Origin of the sequence: Corynebacterium sp. HMSC072A04 (genome assembly GCF_001809235.1) — a bacterium.
In the GTDB taxonomy this organism is placed as follows: Bacteria; Actinomycetota; Actinomycetes; order Mycobacteriales; family Mycobacteriaceae; genus Corynebacterium; species Corynebacterium hiratae.
Map to the genome: position 1 here is coordinate 69,465 of NZ_KV796769.1, position 21,330 is coordinate 90,794.

A 21,330-nucleotide genomic window follows, 5' to 3' on the forward strand; every position below is an offset into this window, starting at 1 on the left:
TTTGAGCTACGAGAAAATTGAACTACCTTCTCGACTCTAGTCGCCCCTCTCCTGCCCGCCCAGAAGCGGTCTACGCCGTCTTCTTGCGCGAGCGGCGCTTCTTGCGCGGAGCAGGAAGGTTGCCGGCAGCGCGCAGGGCCGCGACGTGGTCAGCGAGGGCGTCGACAAGCATCGGCACGTCCGCGACCTCCGGGACCACGTCCACGCGCAGGCCCACTTCCTCGGCCGCCGCCTTGGTGGAGGGGCCGATGCAGGCGATGATGGTGCGGGCATGCGGCTTGCCGGCAATGCCGACGAGGTTGCGTACCGTCGACGGCGAGGTAAAGGCCACGGCGTCGAAACCGCCAGTCTTGATCATGTCGCGGATCTCCGCGGCCGGCGGGGCCGCACGAACGGTACGGTAGGCCACGACATCATCGACTTCCCAGCCCAAGTCCAGCAGGCCAGTCACCAGCGCCTCGCCTGCAATATCGGCGCGCGGCAGCAGCACACGACCTACCGCGTCGATGTCCTCAACATAGTTTGGGAAAACCTCGACGAGACCCTCGGCGTTCTGCTTCGTTGCCGGCGGCAGCAGCTCCGGGACCATGCCCTTAGAGCGAATCGCATCGGCGGTCTTCTGCCCCACCGCGGCGAGGTGCACGCCGGCGAAATCGCGGGCATCGAGGCCGAGTTCCGCAATCTTCTTCCACACCGCGCTCACCGCATTGACGGAGGTGAACACGACCCACTTGTAGCGGCCTTCGACGATACCCTTGATGGCGCGATCCATCTGCGCCGGATTGCGTGGCGGTTCCACGGAGATGGTGGGCACCGACTGCGGGATAGCGCCGTGACCAGCCAGACGGGCGCTCATCGCCGCGGCCTGCTCCTTCGTGCGCGGCACCAGCACGCGCCAGCCATAGAGCGAACGGTTCTCCCACCAGGAGTACTTCGAGCGATCATCAAAGCTGCGACCCAGCGTGACCACGAGCTCGCCCGGCAGCTCAGCATCAAGTTTGCCCAGCGTGCCCAGCGTGGTCTCGTGGGTGCGCTGCAGGCGCGTGGTGCCGTGAACGGTGACATATGCTTCCGTCTCCGCGGGCATTCCGCGCTCCACCAACTCGGCGGAAATGACCGGCAGGTCATCCGCCGTGGCCTGCAAAACCAGCGGCTGCGTCGCGGTGGCCAGCGCGTCCCAGTCCGCCCCTTGCGTGATATCAGCCTCGGTGTACGTGGCACCGAGAGCAATGCCCGCAAAGGAGGGAACCGTCGAAGGCAGAGACATGCCCGGAACCACCTGGAATTCCATGCCTGCGTTGGCCACGGCGGTAATCTCCGCCTTGATGGATTCGCGGTTGAGCGGGTTACCGGTAACCAGGCGGATCACGTCGTGGCCCTCGGCGCGCTCGAGCGCGTTACGCAGTTGCTTGACGACGTCCCCCTCGACCTCCTCAAAGAACGCCGCCGTCGGCGGTGCTGGGCGCGGCGGCTTGCGGCGCGCGCCCGCTTCCTTGGCCGCGGCGCAGATGCGCTCGTACTCTTCCTCGGCGGCGTCGAGAAGCTCCTGCGGAACCGGCACCTGCTGCGCCACCATGTCGCGCACGCCCTGCGAAACCCCCGCGTCGGTGACAACGTTAGCGGTGGTCTCCAGAACCTCGCGGGCGCGGACGGTCAGCAGATCAGGATTACCTGGGCCGGCACCGACGAAGACGACTTTGCCCAGATCAGACTTACCCAGCTCAGGCTGGGTATCCGGCACGGCATTGCTCATAAGGTTCTTTTCTAGTTTGTGGGTTCCGAGTGCCCCGGCGCCGAAGCGTGGCAGGCGCGGGATGGAGATAAGAAAGCCCCTCACTCGCGAGTTAAGGGGCCCTTAATCATTGCTCTCAATGATCGTGTGCTAGATACACACTAAAGGAAAAGGCCCGAAACCAAAAATCTACGTGCGATTACTCCGCTGCCAGTAGGTCTGCAGCTCCCTGCGCGAAGAGCTCCTTGGAGACCGCGCGCCCCAATTCTTCAGCCTCGTCCGCTGTTCCCTGAGCCTGAGCGATGAGCTGGCGGGAGCCGTCGAGAGCGAAGACCCCACCGCGCACGACAAGCTGATCGCCCTCCCAGTGGGAGGTAGCGGCCACCGGCGCGGTGCAACCGGCCTCCAGTTGGGAAAGTACGGTGCGCTCGGCGCGGGTGGCGGCGGTAGCGGGGGCGTCGGCAAGCAGGGCGATGGCCTTCGCCGCCTCGGTCCCCTTGACCGCCTCGATGGCCAGGGCACCCTGCGCGGGCGCGGGCATGAAGATCTCCGGATCGAAGACCTCGGTGGCGCGATCCGCGTAACCCGCGCGCACGAGGCCGGCGTAGGCCAAGAGGACGGCGTCGAGCTCGCCGCTGGTGACCTTGCCCATCCGGGTATCGATATTGCCACGCAGCGGACGGATGTCCAGGTCCGGACGCATCGCGCGCAGCTGGCTAATGCGGCGCGGGGCAGACGTGCCCACGCGCGCACCCTCCGGCAGGTCCTTGAGGGTCAGGCCATCGCGGGCAATAAGTGCTTCGCGCACGTCCTGGCGCTGCGGAACCACGAGGTCGAAGCGCTCGTCGGCAGCCGTGGGCAGGTCCTTAAAAGAGTGCACTGCGATCTCGCACTCGCCGCGGTCGACGGCCTCACGCAGGGCCTGGGTAAACACGCCCACGCCGATGCGCTCCACGGGAGCCATATTGACGTCACCCTGCGTGGTAACGATGTGCAGCTCAGCCTCATAGCCTTCCTGCTGCAACCACTCCTGCACGTGGCCCGACTGAGTCGTGGCCAGGAGGGATCCTCGGGTACCGATCTTCAACATCTATGCGTCCTTTTCTTCCTTAGTGCTTTCCGCGGCTTCCATCTGCGCGGCGTCCGGCAGCTCCGCCACGTCCACGGCGACGCCGCTGCCCTCCAGCTGGAGTCCAAAGAGTTCCTGCAGCGCGGTCTCATGGCTCACGGTTCCAGAGTTGGCCGCGAGCTGCTTCGCGCGAACCGTGGGCTCGTGCAGCAGCTTATCCGCGACACGCTTGAGCGCGCGATTGATATCTCCCATCTGGCGCTCGTCCAGCTCCGGGTGCTTCTGCTCCATTCGCGCCACCTCGCACTGGACCAGGTTTGCTGCGCGCTTGCGCAGTGCCGATACGGCTGGGACGACGTCGCGGACGCGCTGCTCGGAAGCATAGGCTTCTAGTTCTTCACTGACGATGCGCCGCGCCTGCGTGTGCGGGCTGGTGCCGGCTGCCAGGTCGGTGTCGGCTGCCTGCAGGGAGTTGCTGAGCCTCTCGATGTTGACCAAATCGACTCCCTCGACCTCTGCCACAGCGTCATCAATATCGCGCGGCAGAGAGAGATCCACGAGCATCAGCTCGCGGTCGGCTACGTGATAGCGCTCGACGTCGGCCGCCGTAATAGTGAAACCCTGGGCTCCCGTGGCGGAAATTGCCACATCCACATCCCGCAAGGCCTGGGCGCGCTCCGAGAAGTCGATAACGTCCGCGTACACGCCCGCCTCATGGGCATGCTGTGCCACGCGCTCCGCACGGGCAATGGTGCGGTTCGCGATAATTAGCTGCGCACCCAGGCGCCCCGCGTGCGTTGCCGCGAGCGAGGCCATCGCGCCTGCGCCCAAGATGAGCACGCGCTTGCCCGCGAGATCTTCCCTGCCCATGCGGCTCAGCGCCTGATCAAAAGCAAAGGAGACCATGGAGGAGCCCGCCTCATCGATCTCGGTTTCGGAATGCACCCGCTTGCCGGTGCGCAGCGCGGACTGCGCCAGCGCATGGATGCGCGGGCCGACGGTTCCTTGCTCCGAAGCAAACTGGTAGGCGGTGCGCACCTGGCCGATGATCTGCTGCTCCCCTACCACCATCGAGTCCAAGCCTGAGGCCACCATCATGAGGTGCTCAGCGGCGGCGTCGGCATAGCGCACATAGAGATAGGAGCGCAGCTTCTCCTCCTCCACCCCGGAAACGTCAGCGAGGTTGCGCACGACATCCTGGACCCCGGTGTGGAAAGAGTTGGTGACGGTGTATACCTCGAGGCGGTTGCAGGTGGAGATAATCATCGCCTCGCTCAGCGAGCCCGCCGACACCATGGCCCGGCAAGTGTCATTCTGCACGGTCTCGTCCATGCTCAGCTTTTCCAGCAGCGCCACCGGCGCCGACTGATGCGACATGCCCACGACGAGCACACTCATGCACAACCCTCCAGTTTTGCATCATCCCTTTGGATGACATAGATCATCCAAAAGACTACTAGTTGTCATCTCGTTTCCGAAACTCACGGAAGTGCCCACAGAAAGCTAGTCCGCCAGCGCCTGCGCTAGCTCCTCATTGTCCACTTCCCAGCAGGAGAATTCCTCTCCATCAATAACCACAACAGGAACGCGATCGCCGTATTCCATGGCCAGCTCCGCATCCTCATCGACGTTGCACACTTTAAGCTCTGCCCCAGCGTGACGGACCACCGGGGTAATCTGCTCCAGAACGCGCGCGCAGGAGCCGCACGTGGTACGCACCATCAGTTCGACGACGTGGGACATAAAGCTCTCCTCGGTAGGACGTAGAACGTTTCGCGGTTTACTATGGACACGTTAGTCCGCCCACCCTATGAAAGCTGAACGCGTGCCCCTCCCGCTCCCTCCTGGTATGCCCGATTCTCCCCGCGAGTTCCTTGCCAATTGGACCGCTAGCAGGGGAAACTTGCGCAATTTCCTGGAGCAACAGGCTTTCGCCCCGCTCGGCGAAGAGCACCAGCGCGCAGCCGGTGAGGCGTCGGCAGCCGCCGCCGTGGAGCACCTCTTCGGTATCGACCTGGACGCCTTCTCCTCCGGCATCGATTCCGTCCAGGGTTCCTTCGAATCGGCGGGGTCGCGCTCCATAACCGAGCCCGACCCAGACATCCCCCAAGACGCCGGCGCTGCTGCCTTCTTCGACGTGGATAACACCTTGGTCCAAGGGTCCTCGCTCGTGTCCTTTGCCTTGGGCCTCGCGCGGCGTCGCTACTTCAAGCTCTCAGAGATCCTTCCCATTGCCTGGAAGCAGCTCAAGTTCCGCATTTCCGGATCGGAGAATGCCGCCGACGTGGCCGCTGGGCGCGTGCAGGCGCTCGAGTTCGTCAAGGGTCGCTCGGTAGATGAGATGGTGGCCTTGTGCGAGAGCATCGTGGACCAATCGATGGCCCGGAAGGCCTACCCGGGCACGAAGCAGCTGGCGCAGATGCACCTCGACGCCGGCCAGCAGGTGTGGCTGGTCACCGCCACCCCCGTGCAGCTGGCGCAGATTCTGGCGCAGCGCTTCGGTTTCACGGGCGCGCTCGGCACCGTGGCGGAGGTGAAAGATGGTCGCTTCACCGGCCGCCTCGTCGGCGATATCCTCCACGGCCCAGGTAAAAAGCACGCCGTGGCGGCGCTGGCCACCTTGGAGAACCTCGACCTTGAGCGTTGCACTGCCTACTCCGACAGCGCCAACGATGTCCCGATGCTCTCCATGGTGGGGACCCCCGTGGCCATTAATCCCGACTCCAAGTTGCGCGATATCGCCGAGGAAAAAGGTTGGCTCATCCGCGACTACCGCTCGGTACGCAAGGCCGTGCGCACCTACGGCCTCCCGGCACTCGCCACCGCGCTCTTCTCCTATGGCAGCTGGCGCTTCGTGCGCCGCTAACTGCTGTTTTGAGCCTTAGTGCGCAGCATGTCCATGCACATGACCGCACCAATCAACCCTGCATGCTGCTGCGGGTCCAGCCCCGGCGCGATGCTGAGGCGGTAGGTATTCTTACCGGCTAGGAACCTGCCCACGCCTCCCCACTCGTTGCGCACCTCTGCCAGCGGCTGCCCCTGGCTGGTAATCGTGATATTCCAATCCCAGACATCGCCTTCAATCTCGATCTCCGGGAAGCCCTCCATTTCTAGGCTCAGGCGCGTCTTGAACATGGCAAACCGCTTGGTCACGATCGCCATGGGCTTCTCGACGCCCGGCAGATACACCTCATAGGTATCCTGCACGAAGTTGGGCGGATCCTTGATCACCATGAGCGGCTGTTGCGGGTTTCCCTGCTCATCCGTGAAGGCAACTTGAAGGCTGCGGGAGGCGTTGAAGAACATGTCCTTCAGGCTCGTCGACTGCAGAATCGTCCCGACGGGCACGCCCTCGTCATCGGCGATCAGGAATTCATCCTGCATGAAGGACTTGGTCTGCGAAATAACCAGGCTGTTAAGAGTGAGGAGTCGAGGCAACATAGTTCGCTATTTTACGTACGCGATGAGCTCCTGTGGGGTGAGAAGGATGGCACTCCCCACTCGGTGTATAGCGACAAATACAGGCTCCATAACCCCCTCCCAGATATCCCAATAATGCCAGGTAGAGATAGATGTCCGGGGCATATTTTATAGTGCGTTTAGAACATATCATCGACACGTCAATCTCGGGGGATACCGTGAATACCGCCACCCAAACCGCCTACTTTTCCCATATGAACCCTGACTGCGCCCTCGCCGTGGAGCGCAGCGCCGCTCGCCGTGCAGACTACCGCTCGTGGGTAGCCGCCATGCCAGACCTCGATGAGGATTTCGGGGTCGCGTGCCAGAGGCTCGTCGCCAAGCTTGGCGTCGGGGACTACACCGTTAGTGAATGCTGTCTAGCCGTGCACCGCCTCACGGAGCTACCGCAGGTCAAGGCCCTGCAAGACAGTCAGTTCTTGCTCGATATGAAAGCGCTCATCACCATCGACCGCACCTTGACCAAACTGGGCGCGCTGCCTGCGGAAACACTCGCGCTTATCGACGACGCCCTTGCCACCTTCTTCACCCCTACCTCACCGAACCAGGTCTTTCCTACCCCGGCGCAGATTGGGCGCAAGGTGCGCGATATCTGCAAGAGCATCAACAAGTCCTTTTCCTTCCGCGATTCCCCGAAGAAGGACTCATATACTTTTACCGATACTGGCGAGCGCGGCATCCTCGAGCTCAATACCGATAGCGCCACGGGCATGATTCTGGATGGCTACATCAAGCAGGCAGCAAAGGAGAACGGCCTTTCACAGGCCGATGCCCTGAAGAAGCTCATCGCCGGCAGTATCTCTCCGCCCGCGACCGTCATTCTGCACACCTATCAAGCCAGCGATATCGACAACGCTCCCACCTTCGTCCAAGGGCACGGTTGGACGTCACAGGACATTCCCGCAACACGCACGCGCGACCTTTCCTCGCAGCCGCCGGAGTCAGCCAGCTACGTTTGTTCAGAGCTCATCCGCAAATACGTGGAGGGCCGGGACGGCACCTGCCGCGCTCCGGGATGCAACCGGCCGGCCTACCTGTGCCAAATGGACCACCGCATTAACTACGCCGATGGCGGTGCCACACACCCGCGCAACTTGGCCAGCTTGTGCCAGCACCACCACAACATGAAGACTGATGGGCGCACGCACTATATCATGGATCCGCATACTGGGGACATCGTGTGGCTCTACGAGGACGGAACGTGGGCCATGACGGAGCCGACTGGCCCGCTGGCAAAGAAGAACAAGCGTTGGGCCCAGACGGTAGCCCAAAAGATTTCAGCCACCCGCGAGCGCGCCTACGAGGAAGCACAAGAGGCTCACAACGCGCACGACGCTGCCGAGGAACCCCGCACCCCCAGCACCCCGCAGGAAGATATTCCGTTCTAAGCGGTGTCGTCGTCTGAAACGACGGCGCGGTTATCTGAAATGACGGAAGGAGAAAAGATAACAGAAACTCCCCGCCACGATCCCAAAAGGACCATGCGGGGAGTTTGCAGGCGAAGCTTTACTTGCCCAGCTTACGGCGCTGAACGCGGGTGCGGCGCAGCATCTTGCGGTGCTTCTTCTTGGACATGCGCTTGCGGCGCTTCTTGATGACAGAACCCATAGCAGGTTTCCTCACTTTCGGTATCAGTACGTACGTAACCCGGCCGGCAACGCCTGGAATAAAACCACCCACGGTGCACTCGAGGCGGCCCCGCGAAACGGGGAGACACAGGCATACCAGTGCCGAAACGAATGTTCACCATCTTACCTAGTGGCCTGCCCAGCACCAAAACTAACGGCAGCGCCCACCGCCGTGGACCGCGAGGGTCCGCAGTGGTGGGCGCTGTCAGAGAGAGGTGCGCGCTAGGCTCCGTACACGGAAGCCTCAAGGTATTCCTTGACGGCGGATTCGTGAACGCGGAACGAGCGTCCCACGCGCACTGCCGGCATGTCACCTGCATGAACCAACCTGTACACCGTCATCTTGGAGACACGCATGATCTCCGCAACTTCGGCGATGGTCAGGAAAGTTCCCTTATCTTCATTCGTCATAGTTTATTTAACCCTTCAGCACGTGACGCGCTGTAGGCTTCCCCTCCCACAGGACTATCACGCACGCGCTCCTGCCAGCTTAGCGTGAAACCTGTGACTAATGCGACCCAAGAGCTAATTTTTTCCTCTTTCGCACCGTTGTTCCCCATCAAGCCCGAATGACAACAGGTGTCACATCGCTCCCAGGGGGTGGAGAACTCTAGGCAAGTTCCTGCGCACGCTGGGAACATGCCTCAGCGGCGCGGAAAAAGGCTCCTCGAAGTCCGGACTCCTCAAGCTCGCGAAGGGCAGCGGCAGTGGTTCCCCCCGGGGAGGTTACCCCTGCGCGCAAAGCGACCGGATCCTTACCGGATTCAGCCAACATTTCACCCGCGCCCTGTGCAGTGCGGGTGGCCAGCTTCTCGGCAACGTCGCGGGTGAGGCCGAGTTGGACGCCGGCATCAATGAGCGCTTCGGTGACCAGGAAGTAGTAGGCAGGCGCAGAACCCGCCAGGGCGGTAGCGGCATCAATGTGCTTTTCTTCGATGACGGCGACCTCACCGACGGCCTCCAGCAGCTTGACCACGCCGTCGAGCTGCTCCTTCGTGACGTGGGCACCACCCGCGCAGGTGCACATGCCCTTGCCCACCAGCATGGGGGTGTTCGGCATGACGCGGACGACGGGAACGTCCTCGCCGGCGGCCTTCTCAAGTGTGTCGAGGGTCAGACCAGCCGCCATGGAGGCGACCACCGCTGTCTTGGGAATGTCGAGGCCCTCGAGAAGCTCGACGATGGCATAGGGCTTCACACACGCAAAGATGTAGTCGGCGCCGTCGATCGCCGCGGCGTTATCGCTGGTAACACTCACACCGTAAGCGTTCTTCAGCTCCTCACCGCGCTCGGAGCGGCGGTTGGTCACCACAATGTCTGCGGCCTCGTAGCCTGCATTCACGAGCCCGGAAACTAGGGCCTCGCCGATTTGTCCTCCACCAAGTACTGCAATTTTTGTCATGCATCCCAGGGTGCCAGAAAGGCTGGAACGCGGCCACCAGGTCAAGGCTTTGCCCGCAGGTTGACCCCGCGCATGCAAAAGGCATCTGTCAGAAGGCGTTTTCTGCTCTAAAAACGCCCTTTGCAAGGGATAAAAGGCGTTTGCAGGGGCAAAGATACCTTTTAACAGATGCCTTGTGACAGATGCCTTATAGAAAGTGTCTTGTGGAACAGGTGATTACATCACAACGAGCAGCGGGCCGAAGGTAAGCACGAGGCCAGCGACGGCTGCGAGGAACATCGACAAACCATCGCGGCTGGTGCGCAGTGCGTGGACGATTCCGACGATGACGCCGGTGACAACGACGCCGAGCACGACGACGACGAGGCGGTCGAAGCGGTCCCAGAGAATCTCAAAGCCCTTGAACACGATGGCACCGAGCACGATACCCACGAGGGCGAGCAGGACGACGGCAAAGGGGTTGAGCTTGCCCTCCTCCTCGTCGTCGTAGTCCTCGTCGTACTCTTCAAGGTCCTGATCGACTGCTTCGAGCTCACCGGTGGTGACGGTGTCATCCTCGGTTGCTACCAGAGCCTGTGGTGCGGGCTTGTCTGCGACCTTTGTTTCGGCCTTATCGTCGGTCTTTTCTTCGACCTTCGGCTCGGCCTTAGCCTCAGTCTTCTTTGCCTCAGCCTTCTCCTTAGGCTCGTCCTTGACCTTTTGGATAACACGCGTGTCCTCATCAGAGGGCTGGGAGCGCTTGGTCTCCGGCTCAGCTGGCTTCTCTACTGGGACAGCGGCAGCCTGAGGCTTGTCAGCCTTCTTCTTGGATTCCTCCTGCTGAGGAGTCTCCTGCTTAGGCTGTTCCTTCTGCTCCTTTTTCGGCGCGGGAATGACCGGGGCCGTTTCATCGATGGAGACGCTGGAGTGTTTTGCCTCAGCCGGGGTTGCCTTGACCTTTTCGAGATTGCCGGTCAGCTCCGCAACTGAGATGCCGCCTTCATCGAGGCTCCGGCGACGGCGGCGGGGGCTCTTCTCCTCGCCGGGTCGGTCCTTCGCGTTACGGGCCAGCAGCTCCGCAACTGTCAACTGTTTCTTGTCAGCCACGTTTCTTTCCTATTCCAGTCCCTTATCGGTACGGCGCAAAATGACACCTTCTCGGAGAGCCCAGGGGCAGATCTCCAGCTTTTCGATTCCCAGGGCACGCATGCTCGCCTCCGCCACTAAAGCACCGGCGACGATTTGATGCGATCGGGTAGAACTTACACCCTCAAGGTCCGCCCTGTCAGCTGCAGTCATACGGGAGATGAAGGAAATCAGCTGACGCAAACCCGGCGCCGTGAGGGTGCGCTTGACGTAGGGACCCGCCGAAGACGGTGCAGCACCGGTCAAACGGGCCAGCGTGCGGAATGTTTTCGAGGTGCCCACGGCCAAACCCGCGGGGCCCAGCGCACGCATCTTATCGGCCACGCCGACCAGTTCCGCATCAATGTAATCCCGCAGCAAATTCACCTTGGATTTCTGCGGCGGATCAGTATCGAACCAGTTATGGGTCAGGCGGCCAGCTCCCAAGTCCAGGGAGAAAGCCATTTCCGGATGCTCGTCGGTACCAGTGGACAGCTCCAGCGAACCGCCACCGATATCGAGGTTGGTGATGCGGCCAGCGGACCAGCCATACCAACGGCGGGCGGCAAGGAAGGTCAAGCGCGCTTCCTCCTCACCCGACAAAATCTCTAGGCGGACGCCGGTTTGCTTCTCAACTTCATCGAGGACCTTGGCCGAGTTCGTGGCCGAGCGCACGGCAGAGGTAGCAAAGGCGATGAATTCATCACAGCCCAGCTTCTGGCCCAGCTCAGCGGCCTCACCCACGGCGGAAATGAGCTTCTTCATGCCCTTCTCGTGGATGTTGCCGTCCTTGTCTAGCTGTTCCACCAGACGCAGCGGGGTCTTCCAATCGCTCATCGGCGAAGGCCGCCCACCGGTTGCGGCGTCGACCGCAACAAGGTGGACGGTATTACTTCCGACGTCTAATACACCTAATCGCACGCCTCCAGAGTAGTAGGTCTACCGTGGGTAGGTGTGAATCGCCCGAAATCGAATGAAGTTTACCTGGGTTTTCCTGCCTCCTCCCCCGCGGCAGCATCCATCTTGGCCGGCCGCGAAAAGGCCCCCGACTTCCCCAGAGAGTGGTTTGAATTTACTGATCCGAACGATCCACTCCATGTCTTCTCTATCGACCTGACCTGGCTCGAATCGCACTATGCCTGCCAGTTTGGGACCGAGAGGTGCCACGGCATCGATAAGCAACAGCCCGACGTCGGCTGCTGCGTCCACGGCGCCTACATGGCTGATGAGACAGACAGGGAGCAGCTTCACGACGCCGTCGCCCGCATGCCCGCCCGCTTCTGGCAGCACCGCCCAGAGGGGGTAGATGAGTTCCTCCAACACGGTGAGCCTGAGGAGCTGGAACCCTGGCTGGAATGGGATGAGCTCGACGGCGACGATGGCGAGCCGGAACCGGCGCTAAAGACGCCGCTTGTCGACGGCGCCTGTATCTTCGCTAACCGTGCCGGCTGGCCCACGGGGGCGGGCTGCGCTATCCACCAATGGGCGCTCGAGGCAGGCGAGGAGCTTACCGTGGTCAAGCCCGAAGTATGCTGGCAGCTGCCGATTCGCCGGCACGAAGACTATGAGGAGCGCCCCGACGGGGAGGAAATCCTGCGGACCACTATCGGCGAATATGATCGCCGTGGGTGGGGCAACGGCGGCGAGGACTTCGATTGGTATTGCTCGGCGGATCCCTCCTGCCACATAGCGGATGAGCCGCTGTGGAAGTCACAGAAAACCGAGCTCATCGCGCTACTTGGCGAGGAGAGCTACGAGATTCTGGCCAAGCACTGCGAGGCTCGGGCGCGCTCCGGGGTCGACTTCCCGCGGCACCCGGCGGATCCTCGCGCTTAAGCCTCGAACTTGTAGCCGAGGCCGCGCACCGTCACGAGCTGCTGCGGGTGGGAAGGCTCGGCTTCGATCTTGGAGCGCAGGCGCTTGACATGAACGTCGAGAGTCTTGGTGTCACCCACGTAGTCGGCGCCCCAGATGCGGTCGATGAGCTGACCGCGGGTCAACACGCGCCCAGCGTTGCGCAGCAAGTACTCGAGAAGGTCGAATTCCTTGAGCGGCATGGAGACCGGTTCACCGGCGACGAGCACGGTGTGGCGCTCGACGTCCATGCGCACACGGCCGCCTTCTAGAATCTGATCGTCCGGTTCCTCCTCGGCGTTGTCAGAGGAAACGTCGTGGCCGCGGCGCAGCACCGCGCGGATGCGGGCGATGAGCTCACGGGAGGAATAAGGCTTGGTCACATAATCATCCGCGCCGAGCTCGAGGCCCACGACCTTGTCGATTTCAGAATCGCGCGCAGTCACCATGATCACCGGCACGGAGGAGGTCGCACGCAGCTGCTTGCACACGTCAGTTCCGGACATTCCCGGCAGCATGAGGTCCAATAGGACGATGTCCACGTGATTCGCCGCGAACTGTTCTAGCGCACTAGGCCCGTCCGGGGCGAGGAGTACGTCGAATCCCTCCTTTCGGAGGAGGAAGGCGAGGGGATCGGCCAGCGACTCTTCATCTTCAACGATGAGGATGGTGGTCATTGCGCTTTATCCTTTCGACGAGCTGCTACACGCGCCACGGCGCGCTGCAAACCAGGGGCGGCAGAGCTGACGGCTCCGTCTTCTATATTATCCCGATTAATAAGATTATCTGTTGGCTTTTCTTCCGCATATATAGGGAGCTCGATAGTGAACGTCGAGCCGGTGCCAGGACGCGACCACAGCTTGATGTTGCCGCCGTGATTAGCCACGACGTGCTTCACAATGGCCAGGCCCAGGCCCGTTCCGCCGGTCTGCCGGGAGCGCGCCTTGTCCACGCGGAAGAAGCGTTCAAACACGCGCTTTTGGTCCTCCGGGGCGATGCCGATGCCGCGATCCGTAACTCGAATATGAACGACCTTCTCGCCGACCACCTTCTGCGTTACCGACACCGGTAGATCATCCGGCGAATAGTGGATGGCGTTCGAGATCAGGTTAGAAATCGCCGTGACCAAGAGGGACTTATCTCCCATTACCTTGACGCCTGCGGAATCGCCGCGGGTGAGCTGGTTGTGGTGGGAATCGGCAGCGAGTTGATTGCGGGTGATGGCCTCATCAATGACCTCATCGAGGTCGAGCGGCTCCATCTCCGGGAGGGCCTCCGCCCCCTGCAACTTGGACAGGGAGATGAGCTCGCTGACCATGTCCGCCATGCGCGCCGCTTCCTTCTGCACCTTGCTACCGAAGTACTCGACGTGCTCGGGGTCCCCGGTGTCCTGGAGGAGCGCCTCGGCTAGCAGGGCGATGCCGCCCACCGGGGTCTTCAGCTCGTGCGACACGTTGGCCACGAAGTCACGACGAGCGGATTCCATGCGCACCGATTCGGATTCGTCGGTGCCGTAGACGATGACGAAGCGATCATCGTTGAGCGTCAGCGGCTGGACCACTGCGCGCACCTGAATCACGCGGTTGCCGGTGCGCCGTTTGGGGATAGCAAGGTCCAGCGTGCGGGTCTCTTTGTCTTCGAAGACCTCTTCCGCGACCTTCCAAATGTCGGGGTTCACCGCGCGGTCGTGCACCATCGACATTTCATGGGCAGCGGGGTTAGAGAAGATGACCTCTTTCGTGCGCGAAAGCACAGTCATTCCAGATGGGGAACCACCCACGGCTAGGTGCAGAACCTGGCTAACACTGGTGACCTGGTTAGCGTCTGCATCGCGGACGCGGCGGCGCTCCATCCGTTCACGGATCCGGGTGATCACCGGTATGGCCAGGCCGCAGGCCACCACACCGGCGAGGAAAGCGAGTACCAGTTCCACAATCAATCACACCCCTACAAAGAATCCCCAAGGAGTATAAGCTCCCTGGGGATCGTGCGCAGCACGCAGCTTCCTGGGCGGTTACTTCTTTCCGCCCTGGGCAGCCACGGCAGCGGCGCCGGCAGCAGCAGCTTCCGGATCCAGGTACGTGCCGCCCGGGTTCACAACCGAACCGTCCTCGGTGATCTCGTAAACCAGCGGGATACCGGTCGGAATATTGAGCCCGGCAATCTCCTCATCGGAGATCTGATCCAGATGCTTGACCAGCGCGCGCAGGGAATTACCGTGCGCGGCGATGAGAACGGTCTCGCCCTTCTTGGCGCGCGGGAGGATCTCCTCCTCGAAGTACGGAACGAAGCGCTCGACGACGTCCTTCAGGCACTCGGTGCGCGGGACGGTCTCCAGGTTGGCGTAGCGGACGTCGTTGGCCTGGGAGTACTCGGAAGAGTCTTCGAGCTCCGGCGGCGGGGTGCCGTAAGAACGGCGCCATGCCATGAACTGCTCCTCGCCGTACTTATCCTTGGTCTCTGCCTTGTTAAGGCCCTGCAGGGCACCGTAGTGGCGCTCGTTGAGGCGCCAGTCACGCACAACCGGGATCCAGTGGCGGTCCGCTGCGTTGAGTGCAATATTGGCGGTGCGGATGGCACGGCGCAGCAGGGAGGTGTAGACGATATTCGGCAAGATACCCTGTTCCTTGAGCAGCTCGCCGCCACGCTTGGCCTCGCCCTCACCCTTGGCAGTGAGGTTGACGTCAACCCAACCGGTGAACTGGTTGGACTCGTTCCATTCGGACTGTCCGTGTCGAAGTAGAATCAGCTTTCCGTTACTCATAAACACCAGCATGCCACGTTTTTCGACAGCGCGTCAGGTGGTTTTAATATCCGATTGCCCGGCGCGCGTGGCAATCCGGAATCTCGATACTCATCGCATCGGCGTAAATATTCTCCAACTGGGTGGCGGCCGCTGCCCAACTGAATTGCTGGGCGTGATCGACGGCGGCTTCGCCCATGGCGATGCGGCGGGGGTCGTCGTCAAGCAGCTGTTCCAATGCGTCCGCCCAGTCCTGCGCTGAGTGTGAGTGAACGAGCAAGCCCGTGTCACCGTCCGCGACGGCGATAGGCAGCCCGCCGACGGCTGCTGCCACCACGGGAGTTCCGGAGGCCTGCGCTTCCATGGCCACCAGCCCGAAGGACTCGTTATAGCTGGGCACCGCAACAATATCCGCAGCCTGGTAGATGGCCACGAGCTCCTGGGGTGGGCGCGGGCTCAGGAAGCGCACGACGCGCTCCACCCCCAGCTCGCGGGCAAGGTTGTGGTAGGCATCCGGCGAGGAATTCGCCCCGGAGGCACCGCCACAGATGACCACGCGCAGGCGGCGATCCGGATCGCGCTCCATCAGCTCCGCCGCGGCGCGGATGAGCACGTCAGGACCCTTGAACTTTTGCAGGCGGCCCACAAAGGCCACGACTTTGGTGTGCAGCGGGATGCCCAGCTGGCGGCGGGCACGCTCCGTCATACGGTCCGTGCCCGGGGTATACAGCTCGGTGTCCGCACCCGGGGAGACCACGACGATATTCTCCGGCGAGGCGTCGTAGTGCTCGATCAGATCGCGGGTCTCCTGGGCGGTGTTGACCACGAGGATGTCGGCGTTATCCACCAGTTGCTGTTCACAGATGCGACGCGCCTCGGTTTCCGGGGTGTCATCGAGCGTGCGATGCACGTTCTTCACCGCGGCCAGCGTATGCGCGGTATGGACGAGAGGGATATCCCACAGATCGCGCAACAACCATCCCACCTGGCCGGAGAGCCAATAGTGTGAGTGGATGACGTCATACTCCACATCAAAACAGCGCGCGAAGTTGAAAATGCCGCCCGTGAACGCGGCCAGCTGCGTGGGCAGTTCCTCTTTACTGAGACCTTCATAGGGCCCCGCCACGATGTTGATGACGCGCAGGCGCTCCTCGACGTCCACCACTTCCCCCTGACTGGGGCGCGTGGCGCGAGTGAAAATATCGACCTCCACGCCGAGGCGCGCGAGCTGACGGGCAGTGTTGAGAACGTAGACGTTCATGCCGCCCGCATCCCCGGCTCCGGGCTGCTCGAGGGGCGAGGTATGCATGGAAATCATCGCGATGCGCATAGTTTTCCAGTGTATCCCGAAACAACCCGCGTTATACTGGCCCGTACCTTAACCTACGCGACCGAAAGGTGAATCGATGTCGGCATACGAGTCCAAGGCGTGGCTGAAGTACTACCCAGAATGGACCCCGCACACCCTGGAGTACGGAGACACCACGCTTCTCGACGTTTACGACAACAACCTCGCGCTCCACCCCGACAAGTCGGCAACCCACTTTTTCGGTCGCACGCAGACCTACGCCGAGCTGGACAAACAGGTCCGCCGCGCAGCCGCCGGCCTGCGCGCCTTCGGCGTGCGCCCGGGAGACCGCGTTGCCATCGTCGCCCCCAACTGCCCGCAGTTCATCTCCGCTTTCTGGGCCGTGCTCAAGCTGGGCGCTATCGCGGTGCTGCACAACCCTCTTTACACCGCCCACGAGCTGGAGGGGCTGTTCAAGAACCACGGCGCACGCATTGCCATCGCCTGGGATAAGACGGCCTCCACCTTGGAGAAGCTACGCCCGACCACGTCCCTGGAGACCGTCGTCTCCATCAACATGATCAACGCGATGCCGACTCCGCAGCGCCTGGCCCTGCGTCTGCCTATCCCGCCGCTGAAGTCCAAGCGCGATCAGCTCACCGCCCCGGCCCCGAATACGGTGCCGTGGGAATCCCTCGTTGGCAACGCCATCGGCGGCGATGGTTCCGATGTCATCACCCCGGAAGAAGTCACCAAGGACACCACCGCGCTCATCCTCTACACCTCCGGCACCACCGGCAACCCCAAGGGCGCGGAGCTGACCCACGGCAACCTCTTCTCCAACCTCTTGATGGGCAAGCACTGGGTACCGGGCTTGGGTAATTCCCCCGAGCGCATGCTCGCCGCACTCCCCTTCTTCCATGCCTACGGCCTGACCATGAACGCCACCCTGGCGCCGCTCATCGCCAGCGAATTGGTGCTGCTTCCTAGCCCGCAGATGCCGCTCATCATGGACCTGATGAAGAAGCACACCCCGACCTGGGTTCCGGGTGTACCGACCTTGTACGAGCGCATCGTGGCAAAGGCGGAAGAAGACGACGTTTCCCTCGACGGCGTACGCGCGGCCTTCTCCGGTGCGTCCACCCTGCCGGTCAACACCGTGGAGAAGTGGGAGAAGTACACCGGCGGCATGCTCGTGGAAGGCTATGGCCTCACGGAGTGTTCGCCGATCATCGTGGGTAACCCCATGAGCGATGATCGCCGCCCCGGCTACGTGGGAATCCCTTTCCCGGACACGGAGATTCGCATCGCCAACCCGGACAACCTGGATGAGACCATGCCCGATGGTCAGGAGGGCGAGGTTCTCGCTCGCGGCCCGCAGATTTTCAAGGGTTACTTCGGCGATGAGGAAGCCACCGAGAAGGCCTTCCACAATGGCTGGTTCCGCACGGGTGATATGGGCGTGATGGAAGAGGACGGCTTCATCCGTCTGGTCAGCCGCATCAAGGAGATCATCATCACCGGCGGCTTCAACGTCTACCCCGGCGAGGTTGAGGAAACGCTGCTGGATCACCCAGACGTCGCGGAGGCCGCCGTGGTGGGCCGCCCGCGTTCGGACGGCTCCGAGGACGTCGTGGCCTGCATCGTGCTGAACGACGGCGCCGCGCTCGATCCCGACGGCCTCAAGAGCTTCTGCCGCGAGCGCCTCACCCGCTACAAGGTTCCGCGCACCTTCTACCACTTCGAGAAGCTGGCCACGGACCAGCTGGGCAAGATTCGCCGCCGCGAGGTTCAGCAGGATCTGCTCGAGCGTCTCAAGGCCGAGAAGTAGCACTCCATAACCCCGGAGCGATCCCTGCGTGATAAACGCACATCGCCGGGGTTATTGATTTGTCCCGAAAAGATTTCGTTACGTTAAGCAACTTTGCTAAGTTTTGCGAGACTTCTGTCACAGATTGGTTATACTGTTCCAAACATAACAAGTTTGACCACCTAAGGAGTTCGCGAACATGTCCGAATCCCCTGCCCAGGCATCCTCCGCCTTTGAGTCGAAAGCCTGGCTCCAGTATTACCCTGAGTGGACTAAGCCCAATCTGGATTACGGCACCGAAACGCTCTTGGACTCCTACCGAGAAACCGTGGAAGAGTTCGGCGAAAGGCCCGCCACGTGGTTCTTTGGCCACCAAATGACCTACCGCGAACTCGATACCCACGTGCGCGCCGCCGCGGCGGGCCTCAAAGCCTTCGGTATTCGCCCCGGCGATCGCGTCGCCGTAGCGCTCCCCAACTGCCCCCAGCACGTGGCGGTCTTCTACGCCATCTTGAAACTCGGGGCGACCGTCGTGGAGCACAACCCGCTCTACACCGCGGCTGAGCTCGAGCCCCTCTTCCAAGATCACGCCGCCCGCGTGGCCGTGGTGTGGGATAAGGCGAGCCCGGTCTTTGAGGAGCTGCGTGATACCACGCCGCTCGAAACGATCGTTACGGTCAACATGATCGAGGCCATGCCGCGCCCCAAGCAGCTGCTACTGCGCTTGCCGCTTCCCATCATTAAGGACAAGCGCGCCGAGCTCTCAGTTCCCGCCCCTAACACCGTTCCGTGGAGCACGCTCACCGGGCGCGCCATCGGCGGACAAGGCCAGAAGCTACAGGATGCCAAGGTCAACCGCGAAGATACCGCGCTGATCCTTTACACCTCCGGAACCACTGGCAAGCCCAAAGGCGCGGAGTTAACCCACTCCAACCTGTACTGCAACATGAAGATGGCGGAAGCGTGGGTCCCCGAAATCGGCAAGAAGCCCGAGCGCATGCTCGCTGCCCTCCCCCTCTTCCACGTCTATGGCCTCACCCTCATCGCAGCCCTCGGCGTACACATTGGCGGCGAGTTGGTCCTCACCCCGGCGCCAAAGATTCCGCTGCTCCTCGACATTATGAAGAAGCGCCGCCCCACGTGGATGCCGGGTGTACCCACGATCTACTCCAAGGTCATGGAGGCAGCCAAGGAACAGAACATCGATCTCCACGGCATCGAAAACAGTCTCTCGGGTGCAGCGGCGTTGCCAGAGGACATCGTTGAGGAATGGGAAACACTCACCGGTGGCCTACTCGTGGAAGGCTACGGGCTCACGGAAACCTCGCCGATTGTCGCTGCAAACCCGCTCAACAAGAGCCGCCGCCCCGGCTACATCGGCATTCCCTTCCCGGATACCGAGGTGCGCATCGGCAACCCAGACAACCTCAGCGAGACCCAGCCGGATGGCACCGCGGGCGAGCTTCTCGTGCGCGGGCCGCAGGTATTCAAGGGTTACTTCAACATGCCGGAGGCCACCGAGCAGTCCTTCCACGATGGTTGGTACCGCACGGGCGACATGGCGATCATGGAGTCCGATGGCTTCATCAAGATCGTCTCCCGCATCAAGGAGATGATCATTACCGGCGGTTTCAATGTGTACCCGGCCGAGGTGGAAGACGTTATCCGCCAGCACCCGGACGTCACCAACGTGGCCATCGTCGGCCGCCCGCGCGCGGATGGCTCCGAGGATGTCGTGGCCTGCATCATCCTGGAGGATGGCGCGGTGCTCGATCCGGAGGGCCTCAAGGATTACTGCCGCGAGCGCCTGACCCGCTACAAGGTACCGCGTACCTTCTACCACTTCGAGCACCTGGCCTCCGACCAGCTGGGCAAGGTCCGCCGCCGCGAAGTGCAGAAGGACCTCCTAAAACTGCTCGGCGAAGAGGCCCCCGCCTAGGCCGCGCGGTCGATATAGCGCATCACGCGCGTGGGGTTGAAGGTTCGGTAGAACGCTTCACCAGCACCGACAAGCTGGCTCACCAACGTGCTGAGCTGCCAATCTAGCTGTTCGTCGGTGTAGCCCCACTTCGTGGGAATGCGGGCCGTGGTCACCAAGACGAGGTCCTGCTCTTGGCCGCCATCGAGGTTCACGGCCTCGATGCGCGCGGAGTAAACGTATTGATCATCGTCCATAAACTCAGCCCAGCGCACGAGCGCATCCAGGTCACACGCGCAGCGGCCGGAGGGGGTGACGAGGCTGAGCTCAATATCCCCGGAGCCATCGAGGGCGGATTCAATGGCGATCGTGTGCTCATTGATGAGGATGCTCACGGCCCCGTTCTTGTTATCCACCACGTGGATGGGCGTGCCGATCATCGCCAAGCGTGTGGCGCGTTCATGTACCCGCCACATCCCCACTACTGACACCCCATAGGCCTCACTGAAATAGTGAGGCGACACCGGCTTGAGCCCAGAGCCTTTCCGCGGCTTTGAGCGATCTTCCGGAAATTGCTCATCCAAGCGCGCGAAGACCGCTGACATCTCGGCCGCATAGCCCGCGATAATGCTCTTGAGCTGAGCATTCGTGGCCGTCGACGGCAGATAGGGCGGCGCGAAGACCCGCAGGTGGGTATGCATAGCGGAGCTTCCACAGGGCTCGGCCACGAGGCTGCCGGATATTGCACCGCCGTTGAGATCGTTGACTTCCATACGCAACGGCTGCCGGTCCGGGTCGAAGCACACCGCGCCGCCCCAATACCCAAGGACGCAGAGGCCGCCCATCTCTTCGTTGACGTCGATGCTTAAGAATCCGCCCGCAATCTTGATGGTGGGCATGCCGGTCGAGGAATCCTCCTCAAGCTTTCCGGCCAGCTTGGTCATGGTTTTGATAACTCGGCTTTTGCTGAGCCGAGCCGGTGTCTTAGTCGTTTTCTCTGGTGTTGATTGAGACATAGTCCCCCCTAGTTTTTCTTTTCATTCATGCTGCGCGGGCCGATGCCGAGCCACCCCTGCTCCTCCCCGAGCCGCTGCAGTGAGCCCGAGGATACAAAAGGTTGGGCAACTTCGCGCGGCGAGCGCTGAGAAAGAGTGCCCCCGCCACCAAACGTGAGAAAAACCTCACATTTTCCGCGCGGGAGACAGCTTTGCGCGAAAGCTTCGACTACGGTGGCACATCATGATTGTTCTGTAGGGCTAACTAATCCTGCCCACAGCTCTTCATAAAACCGTTCCCCATCAG

General features: G+C 61.9%; 20 protein-coding genes. 5 read left to right on the forward strand and 15 right to left on the reverse strand.

Annotation, left to right across the window (positions count from 1 at the left end; genetic code table 11):
- Window positions 1-70 precede the first annotated feature (70 nt).
- The 4 genes from HMPREF2565_RS04540 to HMPREF2565_RS04555 form a co-directional block, all read right to left on the reverse strand.
- On the reverse strand, window positions 71-1,753 hold the full coding sequence (locus HMPREF2565_RS04540) for a bifunctional uroporphyrinogen-III C-methyltransferase/uroporphyrinogen-III synthase (protein WP_070681442.1): 1,683 nt from the start codon (window positions 1,751-1,753) through the stop codon (window positions 71-73).
- Window positions 1,754-1,931: 178 nt separating this feature from the next.
- Complete coding sequence (gene hemC / locus HMPREF2565_RS04545) at window positions 1,932-2,822, reverse strand: hydroxymethylbilane synthase (protein ID WP_070681441.1); 891 nt, start codon at window positions 2,820-2,822, stop codon at window positions 1,932-1,934.
- A complete protein-coding gene (locus HMPREF2565_RS04550) occupies window positions 2,823-4,199 on the reverse strand; it encodes a glutamyl-tRNA reductase (protein WP_070681437.1) in 1,377 nt (458 codons plus the stop codon).
- A gap of 105 nt (window positions 4,200-4,304) precedes the next feature.
- The gene (locus HMPREF2565_RS04555) at window positions 4,305-4,544 is read right to left on the reverse strand and encodes a glutaredoxin family protein (RefSeq protein WP_070513456.1); all 240 of its coding nucleotides are present in this window, start codon (window positions 4,542-4,544) and stop codon (window positions 4,305-4,307) included.
- 106 nt (window positions 4,545-4,650) lie between these two features.
- Here HMPREF2565_RS04555 and HMPREF2565_RS04560 point away from each other — a divergent pair, with 106 nt between their 5' ends.
- Window positions 4,651-5,667 carry an HAD-IB family hydrolase gene (locus tag HMPREF2565_RS04560; protein WP_046647811.1) on the forward strand — a complete coding sequence of 339 codons (1,017 nt, stop codon included), beginning with the start codon at window positions 4,651-4,653 and terminating at the stop codon, window positions 5,665-5,667.
- Here HMPREF2565_RS04560 and HMPREF2565_RS04565 read toward each other — a convergent pair.
- Entirely contained in the window at window positions 5,664-6,242 is a 579-nt protein-coding gene (locus HMPREF2565_RS04565) for an LURP-one-related/scramblase family protein (protein WP_070681434.1), read from the reverse strand. The two genes, HMPREF2565_RS04560 and HMPREF2565_RS04565, sit on opposite strands and share 4 nt — an antisense overlap.
- A gap of 152 nt (window positions 6,243-6,394) precedes the next feature.
- On the opposite strand from HMPREF2565_RS04565, the gene HMPREF2565_RS04570 reads away from it, so the two are divergent.
- Window positions 6,395-7,669, forward strand: coding sequence for an HNH endonuclease signature motif containing protein (locus HMPREF2565_RS04570; RefSeq protein ID WP_232751688.1), 1,275 nt, complete (start codon window positions 6,395-6,397; stop codon window positions 7,667-7,669).
- A gap of 118 nt (window positions 7,670-7,787) precedes the next feature.
- On the opposite strand, the gene HMPREF2565_RS13345 is transcribed toward HMPREF2565_RS04570, so the two are convergent.
- The 5 genes from HMPREF2565_RS13345 to HMPREF2565_RS04590 all read right to left on the reverse strand — a co-directional run bounded on the left by HMPREF2565_RS13345 (window position 7,788) and on the right by HMPREF2565_RS04590 (window position 11,336).
- Window positions 7,788-7,889, reverse strand: coding sequence for a 30S ribosomal protein bS22 (locus HMPREF2565_RS13345; protein ID WP_003855542.1), 102 nt, complete (start codon window positions 7,887-7,889; stop codon window positions 7,788-7,790).
- A gap of 242 nt (window positions 7,890-8,131) precedes the next feature.
- The gene (locus tag HMPREF2565_RS04575) at window positions 8,132-8,320 is read right to left on the reverse strand and encodes a helix-turn-helix domain-containing protein (RefSeq protein WP_010189818.1); all 189 of its coding nucleotides are present in this window, start codon (window positions 8,318-8,320) and stop codon (window positions 8,132-8,134) included.
- A gap of 199 nt (window positions 8,321-8,519) precedes the next feature.
- Window positions 8,520-9,311 carry a pyrroline-5-carboxylate reductase gene (gene proC / locus HMPREF2565_RS04580; RefSeq protein ID WP_070681431.1) on the reverse strand — a complete coding sequence of 264 codons (792 nt, stop codon included), beginning with the start codon at window positions 9,309-9,311 and terminating at the stop codon, window positions 8,520-8,522.
- A gap of 216 nt (window positions 9,312-9,527) precedes the next feature.
- The gene (locus tag HMPREF2565_RS04585; RefSeq protein WP_071406922.1) at window positions 9,528-10,397 is read right to left on the reverse strand and encodes a hypothetical protein; all 870 of its coding nucleotides are present in this window, start codon (window positions 10,395-10,397) and stop codon (window positions 9,528-9,530) included.
- A gap of 9 nt (window positions 10,398-10,406) precedes the next feature.
- Window positions 10,407-11,336, reverse strand: coding sequence for a Ppx/GppA family phosphatase (locus tag HMPREF2565_RS04590; RefSeq protein WP_012714802.1), 930 nt, complete (start codon window positions 11,334-11,336; stop codon window positions 10,407-10,409).
- Between the two features lie 33 nt (window positions 11,337-11,369).
- Between HMPREF2565_RS04590 and HMPREF2565_RS04595 the strand changes: the two genes are divergently transcribed.
- Window positions 11,370-12,251 (forward strand): DUF3109 family protein, encoded by an 882-nt coding sequence (locus HMPREF2565_RS04595; RefSeq protein WP_070516515.1) that lies wholly within the window; start codon window positions 11,370-11,372, stop codon window positions 12,249-12,251.
- Here HMPREF2565_RS04595 and HMPREF2565_RS04600 read toward each other — a convergent pair.
- The 4 genes from HMPREF2565_RS04600 to mshA all read right to left on the reverse strand — a co-directional run bounded on the left by HMPREF2565_RS04600 (window position 12,248) and on the right by mshA (window position 16,342).
- A complete protein-coding gene (locus tag HMPREF2565_RS04600) occupies window positions 12,248-12,946 on the reverse strand; it encodes a response regulator transcription factor (protein ID WP_070513479.1) in 699 nt (232 codons plus the stop codon). The genes HMPREF2565_RS04595 and HMPREF2565_RS04600 overlap by 4 nt on opposite strands.
- Window positions 12,943-14,202, reverse strand: coding sequence for a sensor histidine kinase (locus HMPREF2565_RS04605; RefSeq protein WP_210385883.1), 1,260 nt, complete (start codon window positions 14,200-14,202; stop codon window positions 12,943-12,945). The genes HMPREF2565_RS04600 and HMPREF2565_RS04605 overlap by 4 nt, the downstream gene beginning before the upstream one ends.
- Before the next feature lie 81 nt (window positions 14,203-14,283).
- Window positions 14,284-15,033 (reverse strand): phosphoglyceromutase, encoded by a 750-nt coding sequence (locus tag HMPREF2565_RS04610; RefSeq protein ID WP_046647908.1) that lies wholly within the window; start codon window positions 15,031-15,033, stop codon window positions 14,284-14,286.
- A 43-nt stretch (window positions 15,034-15,076) separates the two neighbouring features.
- Window positions 15,077-16,342, reverse strand: coding sequence for a D-inositol-3-phosphate glycosyltransferase (mshA, locus tag HMPREF2565_RS04615; protein WP_046647818.1), 1,266 nt, complete (start codon window positions 16,340-16,342; stop codon window positions 15,077-15,079).
- 76 nt (window positions 16,343-16,418) lie between these two features.
- On the opposite strand from mshA, the gene HMPREF2565_RS04620 reads away from it, so the two are divergent.
- Together HMPREF2565_RS04620 and HMPREF2565_RS04625 are read left to right on the forward strand one after the other, a co-directional pair.
- Entirely contained in the window at window positions 16,419-18,131 is a 1,713-nt protein-coding gene (locus HMPREF2565_RS04620; RefSeq protein ID WP_071406924.1) for a long-chain-fatty-acid--CoA ligase, read from the forward strand.
- A 178-nt stretch (window positions 18,132-18,309) separates the two neighbouring features.
- Window positions 18,310-20,049 carry a long-chain-fatty-acid--CoA ligase gene (locus HMPREF2565_RS04625; protein WP_046647820.1) on the forward strand — a complete coding sequence of 580 codons (1,740 nt, stop codon included), beginning with the start codon at window positions 18,310-18,312 and terminating at the stop codon, window positions 20,047-20,049.
- Here HMPREF2565_RS04625 and HMPREF2565_RS04630 read toward each other — a convergent pair.
- Window positions 20,046-20,972, reverse strand: coding sequence for a hypothetical protein (locus HMPREF2565_RS04630; protein ID WP_071406925.1), 927 nt, complete (start codon window positions 20,970-20,972; stop codon window positions 20,046-20,048). The genes HMPREF2565_RS04625 and HMPREF2565_RS04630 overlap by 4 nt on opposite strands.
- Window positions 20,973-21,330 lie beyond the last annotated feature (358 nt).

Bases quoted from the DNA above. Each gene is read 5' to 3' on its own strand.
- HMPREF2565_RS04540 (WP_070681442.1), bottom strand. From the start codon at position 1,753: ATGAGCAATGCCGTGCCGGATACCCAGCCTGAGCTGGGTAAGTCTGAT.
- hemC (WP_070681441.1), bottom strand. From the start codon at position 2,822: ATGTTGAAGATCGGTACCCGAGGATCCCTCCTGGCCACGACTCAGTCG.
- HMPREF2565_RS04550 (WP_070681437.1), bottom strand. From the start codon at position 4,199: ATGAGTGTGCTCGTCGTGGGCATGTCGCATCAGTCGGCGCCGGTGGCG.
- HMPREF2565_RS04555 (WP_070513456.1), bottom strand. From the start codon at position 4,544: ATGTCCCACGTCGTCGAACTGATGGTGCGTACCACGTGCGGCTCCTGC.
- HMPREF2565_RS04560 (WP_046647811.1), top strand. From the start codon at position 4,651: ATGCCCGATTCTCCCCGCGAGTTCCTTGCCAATTGGACCGCTAGCAGG.
- HMPREF2565_RS04565 (WP_070681434.1), bottom strand. From the start codon at position 6,242: ATGTTGCCTCGACTCCTCACTCTTAACAGCCTGGTTATTTCGCAGACC.
- HMPREF2565_RS13345 (WP_003855542.1), bottom strand. From the start codon at position 7,889: ATGGGTTCTGTCATCAAGAAGCGCCGCAAGCGCATGTCCAAGAAGAAG.
- HMPREF2565_RS04575 (WP_010189818.1), bottom strand. From the start codon at position 8,320: ATGACGAATGAAGATAAGGGAACTTTCCTGACCATCGCCGAAGTTGCG.
- proC (WP_070681431.1), bottom strand. From the start codon at position 9,311: ATGACAAAAATTGCAGTACTTGGTGGAGGACAAATCGGCGAGGCCCTA.
- HMPREF2565_RS04600 (WP_070513479.1), bottom strand. From the start codon at position 12,946: ATGACCACCATCCTCATCGTTGAAGATGAAGAGTCGCTGGCCGATCCC.
- HMPREF2565_RS04610 (WP_046647908.1), bottom strand. From the start codon at position 15,033: ATGAGTAACGGAAAGCTGATTCTACTTCGACACGGACAGTCCGAATGG.
- mshA (WP_046647818.1), bottom strand. From the start codon at position 16,342: ATGCGCATCGCGATGATTTCCATGCATACCTCGCCCCTCGAGCAGCCC.
- HMPREF2565_RS04620 (WP_071406924.1), top strand. From the start codon at position 16,419: ATGTCGGCATACGAGTCCAAGGCGTGGCTGAAGTACTACCCAGAATGG.
- HMPREF2565_RS04625 (WP_046647820.1), top strand. From the start codon at position 18,310: ATGTCCGAATCCCCTGCCCAGGCATCCTCCGCCTTTGAGTCGAAAGCC.
- HMPREF2565_RS04630 (WP_071406925.1), bottom strand. From the start codon at position 20,972: ATGACCAAGCTGGCCGGAAAGCTTGAGGAGGATTCCTCGACCGGCATG.